The sequence below is a fragment of the Flavobacterium labens genome (assembly GCF_048286755.1).
GTDB lineage: Bacteria > Bacteroidota > Bacteroidia > Flavobacteriales > Flavobacteriaceae > Flavobacterium.
In genome coordinates, this window is sequence record NZ_JBLVPL010000002.1 from 441,666 (window position 1) to 458,921 (window position 17,256).

Below are 17,256 nucleotides of genomic sequence, written 5' to 3' on the forward strand. Positions count from 1 at the left end.
TATTTTATCATTTGATTTTTATCCCAAACAATAGATATTTGCGTTACTTTTATCAAAAACACATACTCATTTGAAATCTTCTTTTGTTTTACTATTCCTCATCATCTTTTGCCTTAGTTCTTCTGCGCAAAATTTTCGATTATTAATAACCGGGAACAATTCATTAGAAACAAAAATCATAGACTCCCTAAAATACAATTCCGAGCACAAAAACACAAAATCAATTAATGAAGAGATAATCCGAATTTCCGAAAAACTATCTGAAATAGGATACATAGACAATACTTCACTAGAATTAGCTAAAAGAAAAGACTCTATTTATGTAGCTAATTTTACATTAGGTAAAAAAATAAAATTCATACATATATATATAGGTACAAATAACATATTAGACAACTTATCAGACCTAAACAAAAAGGACACCTTAAAACTCGCCTACACAGAAATTAATTCTTTTCTAAAACAAACTGTCCAAAAATTAGAACAAAACGGATTTGCATTAGCAAGACTAAAACTGATAAATATTAAAAGAATAGAAACCGAAATTTATGCTGATTTAAAACTAGAATCAGACGAAAAAAGAACTCTAAATTCCATCACAATAAACTACACAGAAAACAATGGAACAAATAAATTCCCAAGTGGACATTTAGCACAAATAAACAGAGAATACAAAAACAGCATTTTTAATCAAAAAATAGTAGACCAAATTTATAATGATTTTGAAAAATTTGGCTTTATTAGCCAAGTAAAATATCCAGAAATTCTATTCACAAAAGACACAACAAAAGTTTACGTATATCTTGAAAAAAGAAAATCCAATACTTTTGACGGCTTTATTGGATTTTCAAACAATGAAAACAAAAGAACAACCCTAAATGGATACTTAGACATAAAACTAGAAAATATTTTAGGCTCGGGAGAACAATTATCTGTTTATTGGAAAAGTGACGGGAACGATCAAAAAACATTAAATGCCAGCATTGAACTTCCATATTTACTAAAGACGCCAATAGGATTAAAAGCACAAATTCAATTATTCAGACAAGACAGCACTTTTCAAAATACAAAAAAAGCAATTGATTTAAGCTACTTTACAAATTACAATAAACGCTTATATTTAGGATACCAAACTACCGAATCAAGTGATATTCAAAACTCAACCGGCACTTCAATAAGCGATTTTAGCAATTCTTTTTTAACATCTAGTTTTAATTATAAAAAACTAGACTTAGCTAATTATACTTTTCCAATAAAATCATTTTTCTCCATAACTACTGGAATCGGAAAACGAGAAATCAAAAACAAATCAGAAAACACTACCAAAAGCAATCAGTTTTTTATAAATATTCAAGCCTCACATAACTTTAACTTGAATAAAAAGAATATCATACATATCAATAGCCAAAATTATTATTTACAAAGCAACAAGTATATTGCAAATGAACTTTTTCGTTTTGGAGGATTCAACAGCGTACGAGGCTTTACAGAAAACAGCCTGCAGGCTTATTTCACAACCTCAATTCTTACAGAATATAGACACATACTCTCCCCCAATCTATACATTCATTCAATACTAGATTACTGCATTTTCAAGGACAAATCAAGTATTGAAAAGAAAGAAAATAACGAAAAGCTCCTAGGGCTAGGAGTTGGATTTGGGCTACAAACAAAAAACGGCTTATTGAAACTTGCCATCGCAAATGGCAGCACACAAAACCAACAAATTGAATTTTATAACACTATTATCCACATCTGTTATAATGTTAAATTTTAATTTCATTAAAAAATAGAGATTTATATATTAGGAAAGTTAACAAATTATTAAGAAGTTTGCGAGACTAATTCAAAATATTAAAAAATGAAACTAAAGTTTAATGGATTCTTAGTACTATTATTAGTACTTGTGGCGCAAATAACCTTTGCGCAAGAAAGAGCTGTTTCAGGTGTTGTTTCTGATAATGCAGGAATGCCTTTACCAGGCGTGAGCGTATTAGTTAAAGGAACGCAAACTGGAACACAAACTGATTTTGATGGAAAATTTTCTATCAGAGCAACTCCAAGCCAAGTCTTGGTATTTAGCTACATTGGGATGAAAACCCAAGAAATGCAAGCTAGTTCATCTAATTTAAATGTAAAACTGAAAGATGATTCAGTTGAACTTGAAGGAGTAGTAGTTACCGCATTAGGTATCAAAAGAGAGAAAAAATCTTTAGGTTACGCTACACAAGAAGTTAAAGCAGAAGACTTAAATTCTGGTGCAGGAAGTGGAAACTTCATCAATGAACTTTCCGGAAAAGTTGCCGGTGTTAATATCAAAAGAAATAATAACTTTGGAGGATCGTCTAGTATTGTATCTAGAGGTGTAAAAAGTTTGACTGGTAGCAATGAAATGCTAATTGTAATTGACGGAATGCCTATCAACAACTCTTTAGTAACTGGTAGTACAGGAGGTCAAACTTCAGGAGCAGGTGGAACGTATGATTACGGTAATGCTGCAATGGATATCAATCCAGAAGACATCGAAAGTGTAAATATACTAAAAGGAGCAGCAGCTTCTGCATTATATGGTTACTTAGGTGGTAATGGAGTTGTAATGATTACAACTAAAAGAGGTAGAGCAAAAAAAGGATTAGGTATAACTGTATCTTCTGAATTTGTTGGAAGTACTATTGACAAATCTACATTTGTAAAATACCAAGATAAATATGGAGCAGGTTATGGCCCTTTTTATGAAGATGCATCTGGATTTTTCTTATCAAGAGATATTAACGGAGATGGTGTTGAAGACTTAGTAGTTCCAACTTCAGAAGATGCTTCTTATGGGGCAGCATTTGACCCTAACTTAATGGTTTACAATTGGAATGCATTTACTCCTTGGTCTGACAGCTTCGGAAAAGCAACTCCTTGGGTAGCTGCTAAAAATGACCCAACTACCTTCTTCCAAACAGGTACATCATTCAATAATTCTGTTTCGCTAGAAGATGGAAATGATACTACTAATTTTGTATTGAATTACACTAATTCTAAACAAACAGGTATTCTTCCAAATAGTGATATGAAAAAAAATAGCATTAGTGCTAAAATTAATCACCAATTTTCAGACAAATTATCAGCAAGTGTTTTTGCTAACTACAACTCTCAAAACACTGTAGGTAGGAATTCAACTGGATATAATGAAAATATCATGTCAATGTTCCGTCAATGGTGGCAAACCAACGTAGACGTTCAGGAATTGAAACAAGTTTACGAAAGATCTGGTGGACAGAACATCAACTGGAACTATGCTGATCCAAGTGATTTAACTCAAATTTACTGGGATAACCCTTATTTCATCAGAAATAAAAATTTCCAATCTGACGAAAGAAACCGTTTTATAGGTTACTCTAAATTAGATTATAAAATTGCTGACTGGTTAACCGCTACAGCAAAAATATCTACTGATTCTTACAGCGAATTACGTGAAGAAAGAAGAGCATTCGGTTCTATCGCTGGTGCATTTGGAATCAACAGATTAGACGAAAAATCTGGATACCAAAAATATCAAAGATCGTTTTCTGAACAAAATTATGATTTCATCTTAACATTCAAAAAGGACATTTCTGAAAGTATTAGTTTTAGTGGTGTTGCTGGAGGTACAGCAGTTAGAACTAGAATCATTTCTACTTTAAACTCTACTCAAGGCGGTCTTATTGTTCCAGACTTGTTCAGTTTATCAAATTCTGTTCAACAAGTTCCTTTTCCTTTAGAGGCAGAGGCTAACCAAGGAATTAACAGTTATTATGGATCAGCATCTTTAGGATTTAAAGATTACTTTTTCGTAGATGCAACTGCAAGAAGAGATGCTTTTTCTAGCTTACCAGCTGGAAAGAATGCAATCTGGAGTTACTCTGCATCTGGAAGTTATGTTTTCACAAACCACATCAACCAACCATGGTTGAGTTTTGGTAAAATTAGAGCTGGTTATTCTGAAAGCCCATTAGGTACTCCAGGACTATCTCTAGTAGATACTTATGTTAAGAATGACCCTTTTGGTTCTAATCAACAATATTCTGTTGCTGGTACTAAAAACAATCCAAACTTAGAAGCAGTAAAAACAAATACTCAAGAAATTGGTTTAGAAATGCAATTTTTAAACAGAAGAGTTGGATTTGAAGTAAGTGCTTACAAAAACGTAAATAACGGAGAAGCTTTCCAAGTTCCTTTTTCTACTGCTACTGGTAATAGTTCAAGATACATTAATGCTGCAACTGTAGAGAACAAAGGTATCGAAGTTCAATTTAACGTTACACCAATCAAAACAAAAGATTTCGCTTGGGATGTTTTTGTTAACTGGTCTAAAAATAAAAATGAAGTTACTAAGCTAGCTGAAGGAATTGAAAATTTAAGATTAAACTCTTTCCAAGGTGGTGTAACTTTAAATGCTTCAGTAGGACAACCTTATGGAGTACTTAAAGGAACTGACTTTACGTACTTAAACGGAGAAAAAGTAGTTGGAGCAAATGGAAGATATGTTGTTAATGCATCTGCAAATAATGTAATCGGTGATGTTAATCCAGATTGGTTAGGTGGTATTCGTAACAAATTCACATACAAAAATCTATCTTTTGGATTCTTAATTGACATGAAGAAAGGTGGAGATATTTTCTCCCTTGACCAATCTTACGGTTTAGCTACAGGTTTATATGATGTTACTGCGGGACTTAATGAATTAGGAAATCCAATAAGAAATACTATCGCTAACGGTGGTGGTATCATTTTACCAGGTGTAAAAGCAGATGGTTCAGTAAACACTACAAGAACTCCTGCTCCTGATCAATACGGTAACGTATCAGGATATAGAAGAGCTCCAAATAAAGCTTTCGTGTATGATGCTTCATTCATTAAATTAAGAGAAGTTAATATCACTTATTCTTTACCAACTACTTTAGTTTCAAGAATGAATCTTCAAGAAATGAAATTTAGTATAGTAGGTTCAAATTTATGGATAATAGACAAAAACCTTCCATATGCTGACCCAGAAAGTGGATTAAGTGCCAGTGCTTCATCTGCAGGATATTCAGTAGGTTCTTTACCAACAACAAGAAATGTTGGTGTTAACGTAACATTTAAATTTTAAATTATGAAAAAAATAGTTTTATTAATCTCGTTTTTAGCGCTGAGCGTATCATGTACTGATGATATCACCGGACTAAATACAGATACAAAAAATCCAACGTCTGCTAAACCCGAGTTTTTATTTACAAACGCTCAAAAAACTTTAGTTGATCAAATGGTAAACGCATCTGTAAACAGAAATGTTTTCAGAATGTTAGTGCAACAATGGACAGAAACTACCTATCCAGATGAAAGTCAGTATAACTTGACAACAAGACCTATTCCTGACACTCACTTTACCACTCTTTACAGAGATGTACTTAGAGATTTCAAAGAATCTAATGTGCTACTAAACAAAGTTGTTACAGCTGGCGCAAGTGAAGCTGCAATTTTGGCTAACAAAAAAGCAATCATTGAAATTATGAATGCTTACACATTTAGTGTTTTAGTAGATAGTTTTGGTAATGTACCTTATTCTGAGGCATTAGATATCGAAGGACATCCACTACCTAAATACGATGATGCACAGACAATCTATAAAGACCTTATTACTAGATTAGCTGCCGCTCAAGGTGCACTTAATACCTCAGAAGAAAGTTTTGGTTCTGCTGACTTAATTTATGGTGGTAATGTTGCAAAATGGAAAAAGTTTGCTAATACTCTTAGATTAAGACTTGCTGTAAACATGTCTGATGTAGATGCTACTTACGCTTCTGCTCAAGCTACTGCTGCTATCAATGCAGGAGTTATGACAAGCAATAGTGATGATGCTAATTTGAATTATTTAGAAGCACAACCTAATACAAACCCATTATATGTGGATTTAGTTGCAAGTGGAAGAAAAGATTTTGTTATTGCTGATACCTTTGTTAACAAATTACAAGATCTATCTGATCCTAGAAGAGCTAAATACTTCACTTTTGCGCCAGGTACAACTGTTTACAAAGGGGGTATATATGGTGCATCTAACAGTTACACAAACTTTTCTACTGTGAACAATACAATTCTTGCTCCATCTTTCCCAGGAACTATACTTGCATACAGTGAACAAGAATTTTTGCTAGCTGAAGCTGCTGCAAGAGGTGTTGCTGCTGCAGGAGTAGCCGCAACTCATTACAATAATGGTGTTACAGCTTCTATGAACAGCTGGGGCGTAGCAACTGTTGACGCTACAGCTTATTTACTTGCAAACCCTTACAACGGAACTTCAACTGCTGCTTGGAAAAAAAGCATTGGAGAACAAGCGTGGATTGCATTATACAATAGAGGTTTTGAAGCTTGGAATTCTTGGAGAAGACTAGATTTTCCAGCCTTGGTTGTTCCTGCAACGACTTACAACGATATAAAATCTGTTCCTACAAGATTAACTTATCCTGCTAGTGAAGCAACAGTTAATGCAACTAACGTTACTGCTGCTGCTGCTACAGTAACAGGTGGTGATAAATTAACATCTAAAATTTTCTGGGATAAATTTTAATTATCCCTAAATTTATATTAAAACCATCAGCTTATGCTGATGGTTTTTTTTTTACACACATTTTACTTAGCTTTGCACCATGGAAAAAGAACATCAAATATTTGGAATTAGAGCTATAATAGAAGCTATACAAGCGGGTGCAACTGTAGACAAAGTCTATATTCAAAAGGAAGCGAGCAGCGAACTGATGAAAGACTTGATGAAAGTGATGAAACGTGGTAATATTAACTTCTCTTATGTTCCTGTTGAAAAGCTAAACAGATTGACACCTAATAATCATCAAGGTGCAGTAGCTACAATTTCTCCTATTTCCTTTTTTGACTTAGAATCTTTAATAGAATCGGTAATCGAAAATGGTAAAAAACCTTTATTTTTAATATTAGATCAAATATCTGACGCACGTAATTTTGGTGCTATCATTAGAACTGCAGAATGTACAGGCGTAAATGGAATCATTGTTCAAAAAGCAGGCTCGGCACCTGTTAATGGTGACACCGTCAAAACTTCGGCTGGTGCAGTTTTCAACATTCCAATTTGTAAAGTAGAACACATTAAAGATGCTATTTTTCTTTTACAAGCTAGTGGCATCAAAACCGTAGCAGCTACCGAGAAAACAGATCAAAATATTTATGATATTTCTTTAAACGAACCTGTTGCTATCATTATGGGATCTGAAGATAGAGGTGTAAACCCATCAGTACTTAAAATTGTTGATGAGAAGGCTAAACTTCCTATGTTTGGAACTATAGGCTCATTAAATGTATCTGTCGCTTGTGGTGCTTTTTTATACGAAGCAGTAAGACAACGATCTTAGATTGTTACACTTCTTATATTTTTAGAATCTTATAGCTCTAAACTCTTTAATGAAAAATGAATCAAGACTCAAGTTTTGGTTCATTTTTTTTATTTATAACAATCTCATAATCTACTGGATAATTAGAAGTATAATATGGCAACATTTCCAGCTTATCTTCATTCTCTTCAATTTCTGGCAGGTTGACAAAATTTCCATTAGCATCAAAACGTTGCATAAATTTATCTTCTGAAGGGTCAAAATCTGGACGCTCCCAATCATATTTAATAACTTTTTTATACTCCGGAGTTTTATAAACTAACGAAAGAATGAAACCTGTCAGTAATCCTCCCAAATGACCTTCCCAAGAAATAGATTTGTTTCCTGTTATCTCAGGACTTGGAAAAACATACCAAACCAAACCACCATAAACTACGATAACAGCAAGTGACAAAGCTACTAATCGATTGTATCTAGTTTGAATTCCTTTCAAGAAAACAAAACTAAAGAGAACATAAATTAATCCACTTGCCCCTATATGAAAATTCTCTCTGCCAATAACCCAAGTAATACACCCCGAAACTAAAATCCCGTATCCAATAACTCTTATTGATTGCTCCGCATAAAAAAATTGCAAAGCTGCCAATAAAATTAATAACGGAATCGAATTATTATAAAGATGTTCCATATCAGCATGAATGAATGGACTAAACAAAACACCTTGCAAACCTTGAAAAGTTCTAGGATAAATACCGTTTTGCACAAAATCAAAATCAAATCGAATTTCGAGCCAAAAAATAAACCACAAGAATACCACAAAAAAAAGAGGCAGTCCAATAACTGAATTGGTAAATTTAAAATGCTTTTCCATTAATCTTATAAAGTTTTATGCTCTTGTTATATTTCAAAAACTTATCCAAAAGCAAATTAATGCTATTTTGTCATATTCAAACAGAAAATCATTTTTTAATGCGACTCCCTAACCCAGATGGAAACGGCATCCTTTTATATATCGTTTTTTCAACGAGATATAAAAGATATAGTGTATCCCGAAGCTTCGTGAGAAATAGCTCCAAAAAAAAACAGAAACTAAAACAAGTTCAGTTTGAAATATAGTAATTTTACAAAATGGAAGCACCACTTGCAGAACGCATACGACCACAAAAATTAGAAGATTATATCAGTCAATCCCATCTTGTAGGGCCAAACGGCTCATTAACACAACAAATTGCAAAAGGAATTATTCCTTCATTAATTTTCTGGGGACCACCTGGAACTGGAAAAACGACATTAGCACAAATCATTGCACAAGAATCAAAACGACCATTTTATATCTTGAGTGCTATCAATTCAGGTGTTAAAGATATTAGAGACGTGATTGAAAAAGCGAAGCAAAGTGGCGGTTTGTTTACGACCAAAAATCCTATTTTATTCATCGACGAGATTCATCGTTTCAGTAAATCACAACAAGATTCCCTGTTGGCCGCAGTAGAAAAAGGCTGGATTACTCTTATTGGTGCCACTACAGAAAACCCAAGTTTTGAGGTTATCCCAGCCCTATTGTCCCGTTGTCAAGTATATGTTTTGAATGCTTTTACAAAAAAAGATTTAGAGTCACTACTAGAACGCGCTATAAAAACAGACACTTATTTGTCTACAAAAAATATTATTTTAAGCGAAACAGAAGCGCTACTGAGACTTTCCGGCGGTGATGGACGCAAACTATTAAATATTTTTGAACTTGTGGTAAATGCGTCTAGTGAAGACGAAATTTTCATCACAAATGATCTGGTGTTCTCCTTAGTACAACAAAATACCGTTTTATATGACAAAACTGGAGAACAACATTATGACATAGTTTCTGCTTTTATAAAATCAATTCGGGGAAGTGATCCTAATGGAGCTGTCTATTGGCTCGCCCGAATGATTGAAGGTGGTGAAGATGTAAAATTTATTGCACGACGAATGCTCATTCTAAGCAGTGAAGACATAGGAAATGCCAATCCAACTGCTTTTATTATGGCTAATAATACTTTTCAGGCCGTAGCTACGATTGGATATCCTGAGAGTAGAATTATATTGAGTCAATGTGCTGTTTATTTAGCGACTTCTCCTAAAAGTAACGCTTCGTATTTAGCCATCGGAACGGCTCAACAACTTGTAAAACAAACTGGAGATTTACCTGTTCCTATTCACTTACGTAATGCTCCCACTAAATTAATGAAAGAATTAGGTTATGGTGAAGAATACAAATATTCCCACGATTACACCAATAATTTTGCTGAACAAGAATTTTTACCGGAGGCTTTAAGCAAAACTCCAATATATATTCCGGGAAACAATTCCAGAGAAAATAGCATTAGGGAATTTCTTAAAAACCGTTGGAAAGATAAATACGGATATTAAATTTCATAAAAAAAATCTCTTGATTACTCAAGAGATTTTTTTATAAAACTATTTTCGGTCACAGATTTCTGAAGCTTAAAACTTAACGGCTACTTTTTCAGACATTAATTTATCGTTTTGATAATATTCAAAATACCACTGATTGTCTTTTAGAATTAACGACCCTTGGACCGTGTCTTTAATTGCGATAAAAGAAGTCGGCTGAGAGGTTTTAAATAACTTCATAATAACCTTTGGTGTACTATCTATCAATTGAAAACCAGTAGCCGTAGGCTGTGCATACAGTAACTTAGAATCTGCGAGTACAGTATTGACCACAACTAGCTCACTAACTGTATTCTTAACCGCAGAAACAGGAGCTTGCGTAGCTTTGACAACTTCTGGTTGTATAGTAGACGAAACATTCGCTATCAAACTTCCATTGTATTTATATTGCAAATCATAAACAGATTTAAATGCTTCGTTCAACGCTTCGGTATAAGCAACCTGATACTCCTTTTCTTTACTTTTTCCTGTTATCGATTGGAAAATTATTTTTCCGTAGCAATCTTTCAGCGTTATAAAAAGTTTTGTCGTCAAGAAGCCGTTTTCTTTTACTACATCAACGTACAATAAACGACATCTATCACTAAAATCATTTGAAATAGCCTCATTACTATAAAATGCTTCAAAACCAGCATTATTCAAATTAAATTTAGTCAATGTGCTCAAGCGATATTGGTTCTCACCTTTAAGGAAATCGTATTTTAAAGGAACCACAACAGCCTTATAGTCATTTACGGACTGAGCGTAAGAATAACTAACAACCAATAATAACAATAATAGAAATTGTTTTTTCATCTTTATAAATATTTTTTAAGTTCTAATAAATGATTAATTTGTTTAATATGCTGCTCTACTTGTATTTTACTTTCATTAAAAAAAATGGCATCTAATCCAGCGTCAAGAGCACCTTGAACATCTGCATCTAAGCTATCCCCTATCATGATGCTATTTTCCTTTTTGGCTCTGGCCAAATCTAAGGCATAATCAAAAATAATAGGATTTGGTTTTTTTACTCCAGCCATTTCAGAATTAGTGACAGTTTGAAAATAACTCCCAATATTAGAATTACTTATTTTTTTAAATTGTACATCAGCAAATCCATTAGTGATTATATGAAGATTATATTTTTGATTCAAATATTCCAAAACTTCGATAGTCCCATCAAAAAGATGATTGTTTTCGGGTAAAAAACGAATATAATCATTCGCAATAGTGTCAATTTCTTCATCAGAAATTGTATAATCAAGTGCATCAAAAGAATACTTCAGTCTATTGTAACGCAATTCTTCATGCGTAATTTTATCATATTGAAATAGTTTCCAACATTCTTGATTTATCGGAACATATTTTTCAATAAAGACCTTGGTTTCAATTGCTGGATGATTTTTATTAAAAATAGTCTCAAATGTTAACTCTGAATTTTTATCGAAATCCCAAAGTGTATGATCTAAATCAAAGAAAACATCAGTTATTATAGTATGTTTCATTTTATGTTTTAAAATATTCCTTCATCAACAAAACTAAAATAGTTCTTTTCAGTAACAATCAAATGATCTAGTACTTTTATTTCTAAACTATCGCCTGCTAATTTTAATTTTCTAGTAATCTGTTTATCTGCATCACTTGGAATCAAAGTTCCCGAAGGATGATTGTGACACAAGATTAATCCTGTTGCACCCATTTCAAGCGCTGTTTTAAAAACAATTCGCACGTCAACTAATGTTCCCGTGATTCCGCCCTTACTCAATTGGGATTTTGCAATCACTTTATTCGAATTATTTAAATAAATAATCCAAAATTCCTCATGCGGCAATTCCCCAATAATAGGCTGCATTATTTCGAAAATTATCTTACTGGAAGTAACTTTCTTTAATTCCACTGCATCTTCCGCCCTTCTTCGTCTTCCTAATTCTAAAGCAGCTATAATGGAAATGGCTTTGGCCTCACCTATTCCTTTAAATTGCATGAGTTGCGATAACGATAATTTCCCTAATGCATTCAAATTATTATCAACACTAGCCAAAATCCGCTTGCTTAAATCCACAGCTGATTCGCTCCTGCTTCCTGAACCAATCAAAATGGCAATTAATTCGGCGTCACTCAAAACACTTTTGCCTTTCAGCATCAGTTTTTCGCGAGGCTTATCGTCTTCGGACCAATTGGTAATAGGAAAAAAGGAATTTTCAGCCATTCATTTTGTTGTTTAAATTAGTTTCCGCATGCAAATACTATTTTCTAAACCTACATAAGGTTCGTAATTATCAACTATGGAATATCCTGTTTTTTGATATAAAGCAATAGCTTCTTTTTGTTTGTATAACGTTTCCAAAACAGAAAAAGAATATCCTAAATCATGTGCCCAACCTTCTAATTCAAGTAAAATAGTTTGTGCCAAACCCATTCCTCGAACTTCGGGTGAAACAAACATACGTTTTATTTCTATTGCATTTTTATCGTATTTTTTGAAACAACCACAACCAACGGCTTTGTCTTCGAAATAAAGAATAACAACATTTGGGTTTATTTCCAAAATATTATTCCCCCAATAATCAGATTTCAATTCCGGATAACGTTCCCATAAACTTTTATCCAAAGCGGCAATCAGATTGACAAAATCTGGATTTTCACTGGTAGTTTTAACAATTCTAACTTTGTCTTTCATACCATTTTTACTTTACCAATTCCTTTACGTCATCAAAGTTTAATCCACCGTAATTACCGGAACTCATCAGCAACAAAGCAGAATTTTCAAGATTCAAGTTGAACAAATAATCCTTGAAATCTTTTGGATTTGTATAAATAATCAAATCTTTTCTATTAAAAGCATTTGCTATTTGGTCGTAAGTAACTTCTTCAAGCTGTTTGATTTTTACTGCATCGGGCGAATAAAAAACAACTGCTTTATCAGCATATTCCAGTGCGCCTTCGTATTCTTTTAGGAATTCAGCATTCAAACTGCTGTAGGTATGCAATTCTAAACAAGCCACTAAAGTTCGATTAGGATATTGTTCTTTCACCGCTTTCGTAGTAGCAGACACTTTACTTGGTGAATGGGCAAAATCTTTATACGCCACTTTTGTTTTGCTTTCGGCAATTTTTTCTAATCGTTTTGAAGCACCTTTAAAACTGGCAATTGCTTCATAAAAATCAGCTTCATCAACGCCCATATTTTGACAAATCCATTTGGCTCCAGCCAAATTATTAAGATTATGTGCTCCAAAAACTTCAATTGGCATGTCACCTTCTGGAGTTTCGAGAAGTGTCACACCATCGCTTACGGTATAATTTGGGGTATGATACGCTAATTTTCGAATTGGGTTTGTCGCAGCTTCGGAAACACGTTTTACCTCAGCATCATCTTCATTGTAAACGAGAATTCCACCATTTGTAATTTTGCCAATAAAAATTTCGAACTGTTCTACGTAATTTTCATACGTTGGAAAAACATTAATATGATCCCAGGCAATTCCTGAAATTAAGGCAATATTCGGTTGGTACAAATGAAATTTAGGTCTGCGATCAATTGGCGAAGACAAATATTCATCCCCTTCTAAAACAATAAAATCATTCTCCTCCGTAAGATGCACCATTGTATCAAAACCTTCCAGTTGTGCGCCAACCATGTAATCTACAGCAATGTCATGGTAATGCATTACATGCAAAATCATTGAAGTTATCGTCGTTTTCCCATGAGAACCACCTATAACAACACGAGTTTTATTTTTGGATTGTTCGTAAAGAAATTCAGGATAAGAGTATATTTTTAGTCCTAATTCTTGTGCTTTTAGTAATTCAGGATTATCTGCTTTTGCATGCATTCCAAGAATCACAGCTTCGATAGCTGACGTAATTTTTTCAGGAAACCAGCCTAATTCTGGCGGCAAAATCCCCTTTTTATCTAATCTAGATTTTGATGGTTCAAAAATCGCATCGTCACTTCCCGTAACTTGATATCCTTTGTTGTGCAGTGCTAAAGCCAGATTGTGCATGGCGCTTCCTCCGATAGCTATAAAATGTGTACGCATTCTAATTTTGGTTTATGGATTTTGGATTCAGAATAAGTTATAATCGGTCCTGAATTTTTTTATTATACGTTTCTAATACTGTTTTTGCCTTTTCAGGATCCCGCATTTTGTTCTTATACAAGCTGGCTAACTTTTGATAACTTGTTTTAGAACCTCCCGCTATTATCGCTTTTTTATATTGTTGTTCAGCAGTAGCATATCTTTTAAAATATTCCTCAATATGTCCTCTTGACAAATAACCGTCAACAGGTGACAATCGCAATAATTCATTGGAGTATTTTATAGCTTTAGACTCGCTACCACCTACAATTCCTGGTAACTGAATGTATATTTCAATCAACGCCCAACGCGACTCAATGTGTTTTGGATTCAAGCTGATGGCTTTTTCAAATGAAGCTTTAACCTCATCAATCATCCCAAGCGCTTTGAATTTATTTGATTCTTTGGCTTTCATTCCTAATGCTCCACCATATTTATAATGATAATCCGCTTCAGATGGTTTCAGCAATTTGAGTTTTTTATAATACCCAATCGCTTTATCCCATGATTTATAATGACCTGCAATATCTCCCAAATATTCAATTGTTTTTAAATCAGAGGAATTTGTTTTCAATACAGATTCAAACAAGGATTGTGACTGTTCAAACTTATCCTCTTTGAAAAGTTTTTCTGCTTTATCAAAATTGGATTGAGACCAAATCATAATAGGAAATAACAAAAAGACCAGTATAATATGTTTCATTCTTCAAAAATAGGGAAATTTATAATTGTATTTCTCCAAGTATGTGAAAGGTTTAACTATTTTCCATAAAAAAACCGTCTCGCAATATACGAGACGGTTTTGATTATGAATATAAAATCAAGAATTAGTCATTCAACATTTTCCATAATTTATCTTTCAATTCTGTCAAACCTTGTTGAGCAACAGAAGAAATAAACATATAAGGAATGTCTTTGAAAGCTACGTCTAATTCTGTTTTTAATTCTGCTTTTAACTCATCATCCAGCATATCGCATTTAGAAATTACCAACAAACGCTCTTTATCAAGCATTTCAGGGTTGTATTTTGTCAATTCGTTTACCAAAATATCGTATTCTGCTTTGATATCCGGGGTATCCACTGGAACTAAGAATAACAAAGTCGAATTACGCTCAATGTGACGCAAGAAATAATGTCCAAGACCTTTTCCTTCGGCAGCACCTTCAATAATTCCGGGAATATCAGCAATTACAAAAGATTGAAAATCTCTGTAGGCTACAATTCCAAGATTTGGTTTTAAGGTTGTAAACGGATAATCCGCAATTTTTGGTTTAGCGGATGTTAGTACCGATAATAGTGTTGATTTTCCTGCATTTGGAAAACCTACCAAACCTACATCAGCAAGTACTTTTAATTCTAAAATCACATCAATTTCCACTCCAGGCAAACCCGGCTGTGAATATCTAGGTGTTTGATTGGTCGAGCTTCTAAAATGCCAGTTTCCTAAACCTCCTTTTCCACCACGAGAAAGTATTTGTTTTTCACCATCTTCGGTAATTTCAAATAATATTTCTCCGGTTTCTTTATCTTTTACTACCGTTCCTAATGGAACTTCGATGAATTTATCATCTCCATCAGCACCTGTACTTCTGTCACCACTACCATCTCCACCATTTCCAGCTTTGATGTGTCTGGCGAATTTCAAGTGAAATAATGTCCAAAGACCTTTATTTCCCACTAAATATACATGTCCTCCACGACCACCATCACCACCGTCAGGCCCACCTTTTTCAATAAATTTTTCTCTGTGCAAGTGCGTAGATCCTTTTCCTCCTTTACCGGATGAAACATATATTTTAACGTAATCTACAAAATTCCCTTCTGTCATTTTTTTTTGTTTAAAAGTTTGAAGTGTAAAGTGTAAAGTTTAGCAGAACACTAACTCTAACACCTTAAACTTTAAACCAAATTTTAACCCTTTAAGGCTTTCACCATCACTTTATCAATCTTCACGCCATCCATATCGATAACTTCTAACTCAAATTTTTGCCAAACTAATTTCTCCCCTTGTTTTGGAATATGAGAGAGTTCAGTCATTATTAGTCCGCTTACGGTAGTTACTTCATAATCATTGATTAACTCATCTAATTCAAAGTAGGTCAAGAAATCATGCAACGAATAATGTCCGTCAACCAGCCATGTTCCGTCTTCTCTTTCTATCAACTGAAAATCATCTTTATAAAAATCCGAGGCATCGCCAACTAAGGCTTCAAGAATGTCATTCAGTGTAATAACTCCCTGAAAAACACCATATTCATCGGACACAAAAGCATAATGTATTCCTGACTTTTTAAAATTTTCTAAAGCGACATAAGCCGTCGTTTGTTCCATCATGAAAGGTGCTTCGGTCATGATAGCTGACAAATTGAAGTTTTCATTTTCAAAATGGGCGAAAATATTTTTTAGGTTTACAACCCCAACAATATCATCATAATTTTCACCGTAAACCGGATAAATAGAATGTAACTCTTTAAGCATAAACTCTTTAACCTGTTCTTTATCAGAGTGCAAAGGTAAAAAAACCACTGACTTCCTGTGTGTCATCAATGAATTTATTTTTCTATCTCCAATGTGAAAAACGCGCTCTACAATATCTTGTTCTATTTCCTGAACTTCACCACCTTCAGTTCCTTCTTTGATAATTGCTTTGATTTCCTCTTCGGTTACTTTACCGTCAGCGGTGGGTTTTATTTGTAAAATATCCAATAAAAAATCAGTAGAATGCGTTAACAACCAAATAAATGGCGCAGTCACAATTGACACTATTTTCATAGGCAATGCGACAGCTTTTGCTATTGCTTCAGGATGATTTAAACCTATTCTTTTAGGTAACAATTCCCCTAAAACAAGAGAGAAAAAAGTCAAAGTAACAACAACTATACCTACAGCAACAGGATGCGCATAAGGTACCAAAGCTTCAAATCCTTTTATAAAAGTTTCAACATCTTTTGTTATTTTGTCTCCACTATAAATACCGGTAAGAATTCCTATCAAGGTAATTCCTATTTGCACGGTTGATAAAAACTTATTAGGTGAATTTGCCAAATCTAAAGCGATTTTAGCGCTTTTATTTCCTTTTTTCGCTGCAGTTTCTAGTCTATTCTTTCGTGCTGAAATCAATGCGATTTCCGACATCGAGAAAACCCCATTTAGCAGTATTAGAAAAAATATTATTACTATTTCCAATTTCTTAATTGATTCGTTTATATCTTAAAATATGATTTCTAATTTTTTGAAATCGGTTTTTTGTATGCGTAATAGTGTAGCCCAGATGGAAGTGAAAAGCCCGGAGGTAAAAAAACTATTTTTCTTGTCCTAAAAGAGCGACCAAAGGAAGCTCCTTTTATGACTTAGAAAAATGTTGTTTTTAGCG

Annotated in this window: 14 protein-coding genes; 5 read left to right on the top strand and 9 right to left on the bottom strand. The window is 33.7% G+C overall.

Annotation, left to right across the window (positions count from 1 at the left end; genetic code table 11):
* Positions 1–70: 70 nt before the first annotated feature.
* From ACNQF8_RS08585 to rlmB, 4 genes are all read left to right on the top strand, one after another.
* On the top strand, positions 71–1,777 hold the full coding sequence (locus tag ACNQF8_RS08585) for a BamA/TamA family outer membrane protein (protein ID WP_417952017.1): 1,707 nt from the start codon (positions 71–73) through the stop codon (positions 1,775–1,777).
* 84 nt (positions 1,778–1,861) lie between these two features.
* The gene (locus ACNQF8_RS08590; protein WP_417952018.1) at positions 1,862–5,119 is read left to right on the top strand and encodes a SusC/RagA family TonB-linked outer membrane protein; all 3,258 of its coding nucleotides are present in this window, start codon (positions 1,862–1,864) and stop codon (positions 5,117–5,119) included.
* A 3-nt stretch (positions 5,120–5,122) separates the two neighbouring features.
* On the top strand, positions 5,123–6,574 hold the full coding sequence (locus ACNQF8_RS08595; protein WP_417952019.1) for a SusD/RagB family nutrient-binding outer membrane lipoprotein: 1,452 nt from the start codon (positions 5,123–5,125) through the stop codon (positions 6,572–6,574).
* A gap of 79 nt (positions 6,575–6,653) precedes the next feature.
* Positions 6,654–7,388: a 23S rRNA (guanosine(2251)-2'-O)-methyltransferase RlmB gene (gene rlmB / locus ACNQF8_RS08600; protein WP_035668140.1), complete on the top strand. Its 735-nt coding sequence runs from the start codon at positions 6,654–6,656 to the stop codon at positions 7,386–7,388.
* Between the two features lie 61 nt (positions 7,389–7,449).
* On the opposite strand, the gene ACNQF8_RS08605 is transcribed toward rlmB, so the two are convergent.
* Positions 7,450–8,238: a rhomboid family intramembrane serine protease gene (locus tag ACNQF8_RS08605; RefSeq protein WP_417953244.1), complete on the bottom strand. Its 789-nt coding sequence runs from the start codon at positions 8,236–8,238 to the stop codon at positions 7,450–7,452.
* A gap of 257 nt (positions 8,239–8,495) precedes the next feature.
* On the opposite strand from ACNQF8_RS08605, the gene ACNQF8_RS08610 reads away from it, so the two are divergent.
* Positions 8,496–9,773 carry a replication-associated recombination protein A gene (locus ACNQF8_RS08610; protein WP_417953245.1) on the top strand — a complete coding sequence of 426 codons (1,278 nt, stop codon included), beginning with the start codon at positions 8,496–8,498 and terminating at the stop codon, positions 9,771–9,773.
* A 75-nt stretch (positions 9,774–9,848) separates the two neighbouring features.
* Here ACNQF8_RS08610 and ACNQF8_RS08615 read toward each other — a convergent pair whose 3' ends face one another.
* The 8 genes from ACNQF8_RS08615 to ACNQF8_RS08650 form a co-directional block, all read right to left on the bottom strand.
* Complete coding sequence (locus ACNQF8_RS08615) at positions 9,849–10,613, bottom strand: hypothetical protein (protein WP_417952022.1); 765 nt, start codon at positions 10,611–10,613, stop codon at positions 9,849–9,851.
* A gap of 2 nt (positions 10,614–10,615) precedes the next feature.
* Positions 10,616–11,305, bottom strand: coding sequence for a YjjG family noncanonical pyrimidine nucleotidase (locus ACNQF8_RS08620; protein WP_417952023.1), 690 nt, complete (start codon positions 11,303–11,305; stop codon positions 10,616–10,618).
* A gap of 8 nt (positions 11,306–11,313) precedes the next feature.
* A complete protein-coding gene (gene radC, locus ACNQF8_RS08625) occupies positions 11,314–12,009 on the bottom strand; it encodes a RadC family protein (protein WP_417952024.1) in 696 nt (231 codons plus the stop codon).
* Positions 12,010–12,021: 12 nt separating this feature from the next.
* A complete protein-coding gene (locus ACNQF8_RS08630; protein ID WP_417952025.1) occupies positions 12,022–12,480 on the bottom strand; it encodes a GNAT family N-acetyltransferase in 459 nt (152 codons plus the stop codon).
* A gap of 7 nt (positions 12,481–12,487) precedes the next feature.
* The gene (locus ACNQF8_RS08635; protein WP_417952026.1) at positions 12,488–13,843 is read right to left on the bottom strand and encodes a UDP-N-acetylmuramate--L-alanine ligase; all 1,356 of its coding nucleotides are present in this window, start codon (positions 13,841–13,843) and stop codon (positions 12,488–12,490) included.
* 37 nt (positions 13,844–13,880) lie between these two features.
* A complete protein-coding gene (locus ACNQF8_RS08640; protein ID WP_417953246.1) occupies positions 13,881–14,585 on the bottom strand; it encodes a tetratricopeptide repeat protein in 705 nt (234 codons plus the stop codon).
* 124 nt (positions 14,586–14,709) lie between these two features.
* A complete protein-coding gene (gene obgE, locus ACNQF8_RS08645; RefSeq protein WP_417952028.1) occupies positions 14,710–15,711 on the bottom strand; it encodes a GTPase ObgE in 1,002 nt (333 codons plus the stop codon).
* Between the two features lie 83 nt (positions 15,712–15,794).
* On the bottom strand, positions 15,795–17,069 hold the full coding sequence (locus tag ACNQF8_RS08650) for a hemolysin family protein (RefSeq protein ID WP_315211265.1): 1,275 nt from the start codon (positions 17,067–17,069) through the stop codon (positions 15,795–15,797).
* Positions 17,070–17,256: the final 187 nt, after the last annotated feature.

Excerpts from the sequence above, each read along its gene's own strand:
- rlmB (WP_035668140.1), top strand. The coding sequence starts at position 6,654 with ATGGAAAAAGAACATCAAATATTTGGAATTAGAGCTATAATAGAAGCT.
- ACNQF8_RS08605 (WP_417953244.1), bottom strand. The coding sequence starts at position 8,238 with ATGGAAAAGCATTTTAAATTTACCAATTCAGTTATTGGACTGCCTCTT.
- ACNQF8_RS08630 (WP_417952025.1), bottom strand. The coding sequence starts at position 12,480 with ATGAAAGACAAAGTTAGAATTGTTAAAACTACCAGTGAAAATCCAGAT.
- ACNQF8_RS08640 (WP_417953246.1), bottom strand. The coding sequence starts at position 14,585 with ATGAAACATATTATACTGGTCTTTTTGTTATTTCCTATTATGATTTGG.
- ACNQF8_RS08590 (WP_417952018.1), top strand. The coding sequence starts at position 1,862 with ATGAAACTAAAGTTTAATGGATTCTTAGTACTATTATTAGTACTTGTG.
- ACNQF8_RS08635 (WP_417952026.1), bottom strand. The coding sequence starts at position 13,843 with ATGCGTACACATTTTATAGCTATCGGAGGAAGCGCCATGCACAATCTG.
- ACNQF8_RS08610 (WP_417953245.1), top strand. The coding sequence starts at position 8,496 with ATGGAAGCACCACTTGCAGAACGCATACGACCACAAAAATTAGAAGAT.
- ACNQF8_RS08615 (WP_417952022.1), bottom strand. The coding sequence starts at position 10,613 with ATGAAAAAACAATTTCTATTATTGTTATTATTGGTTGTTAGTTATTCT.
- radC (WP_417952024.1), bottom strand. The coding sequence starts at position 12,009 with ATGGCTGAAAATTCCTTTTTTCCTATTACCAATTGGTCCGAAGACGAT.
- ACNQF8_RS08595 (WP_417952019.1), top strand. The coding sequence starts at position 5,123 with ATGAAAAAAATAGTTTTATTAATCTCGTTTTTAGCGCTGAGCGTATCA.
- obgE (WP_417952028.1), bottom strand. The coding sequence starts at position 15,711 with ATGACAGAAGGGAATTTTGTAGATTACGTTAAAATATATGTTTCATCC.
- ACNQF8_RS08620 (WP_417952023.1), bottom strand. The coding sequence starts at position 11,305 with ATGAAACATACTATAATAACTGATGTTTTCTTTGATTTAGATCATACA.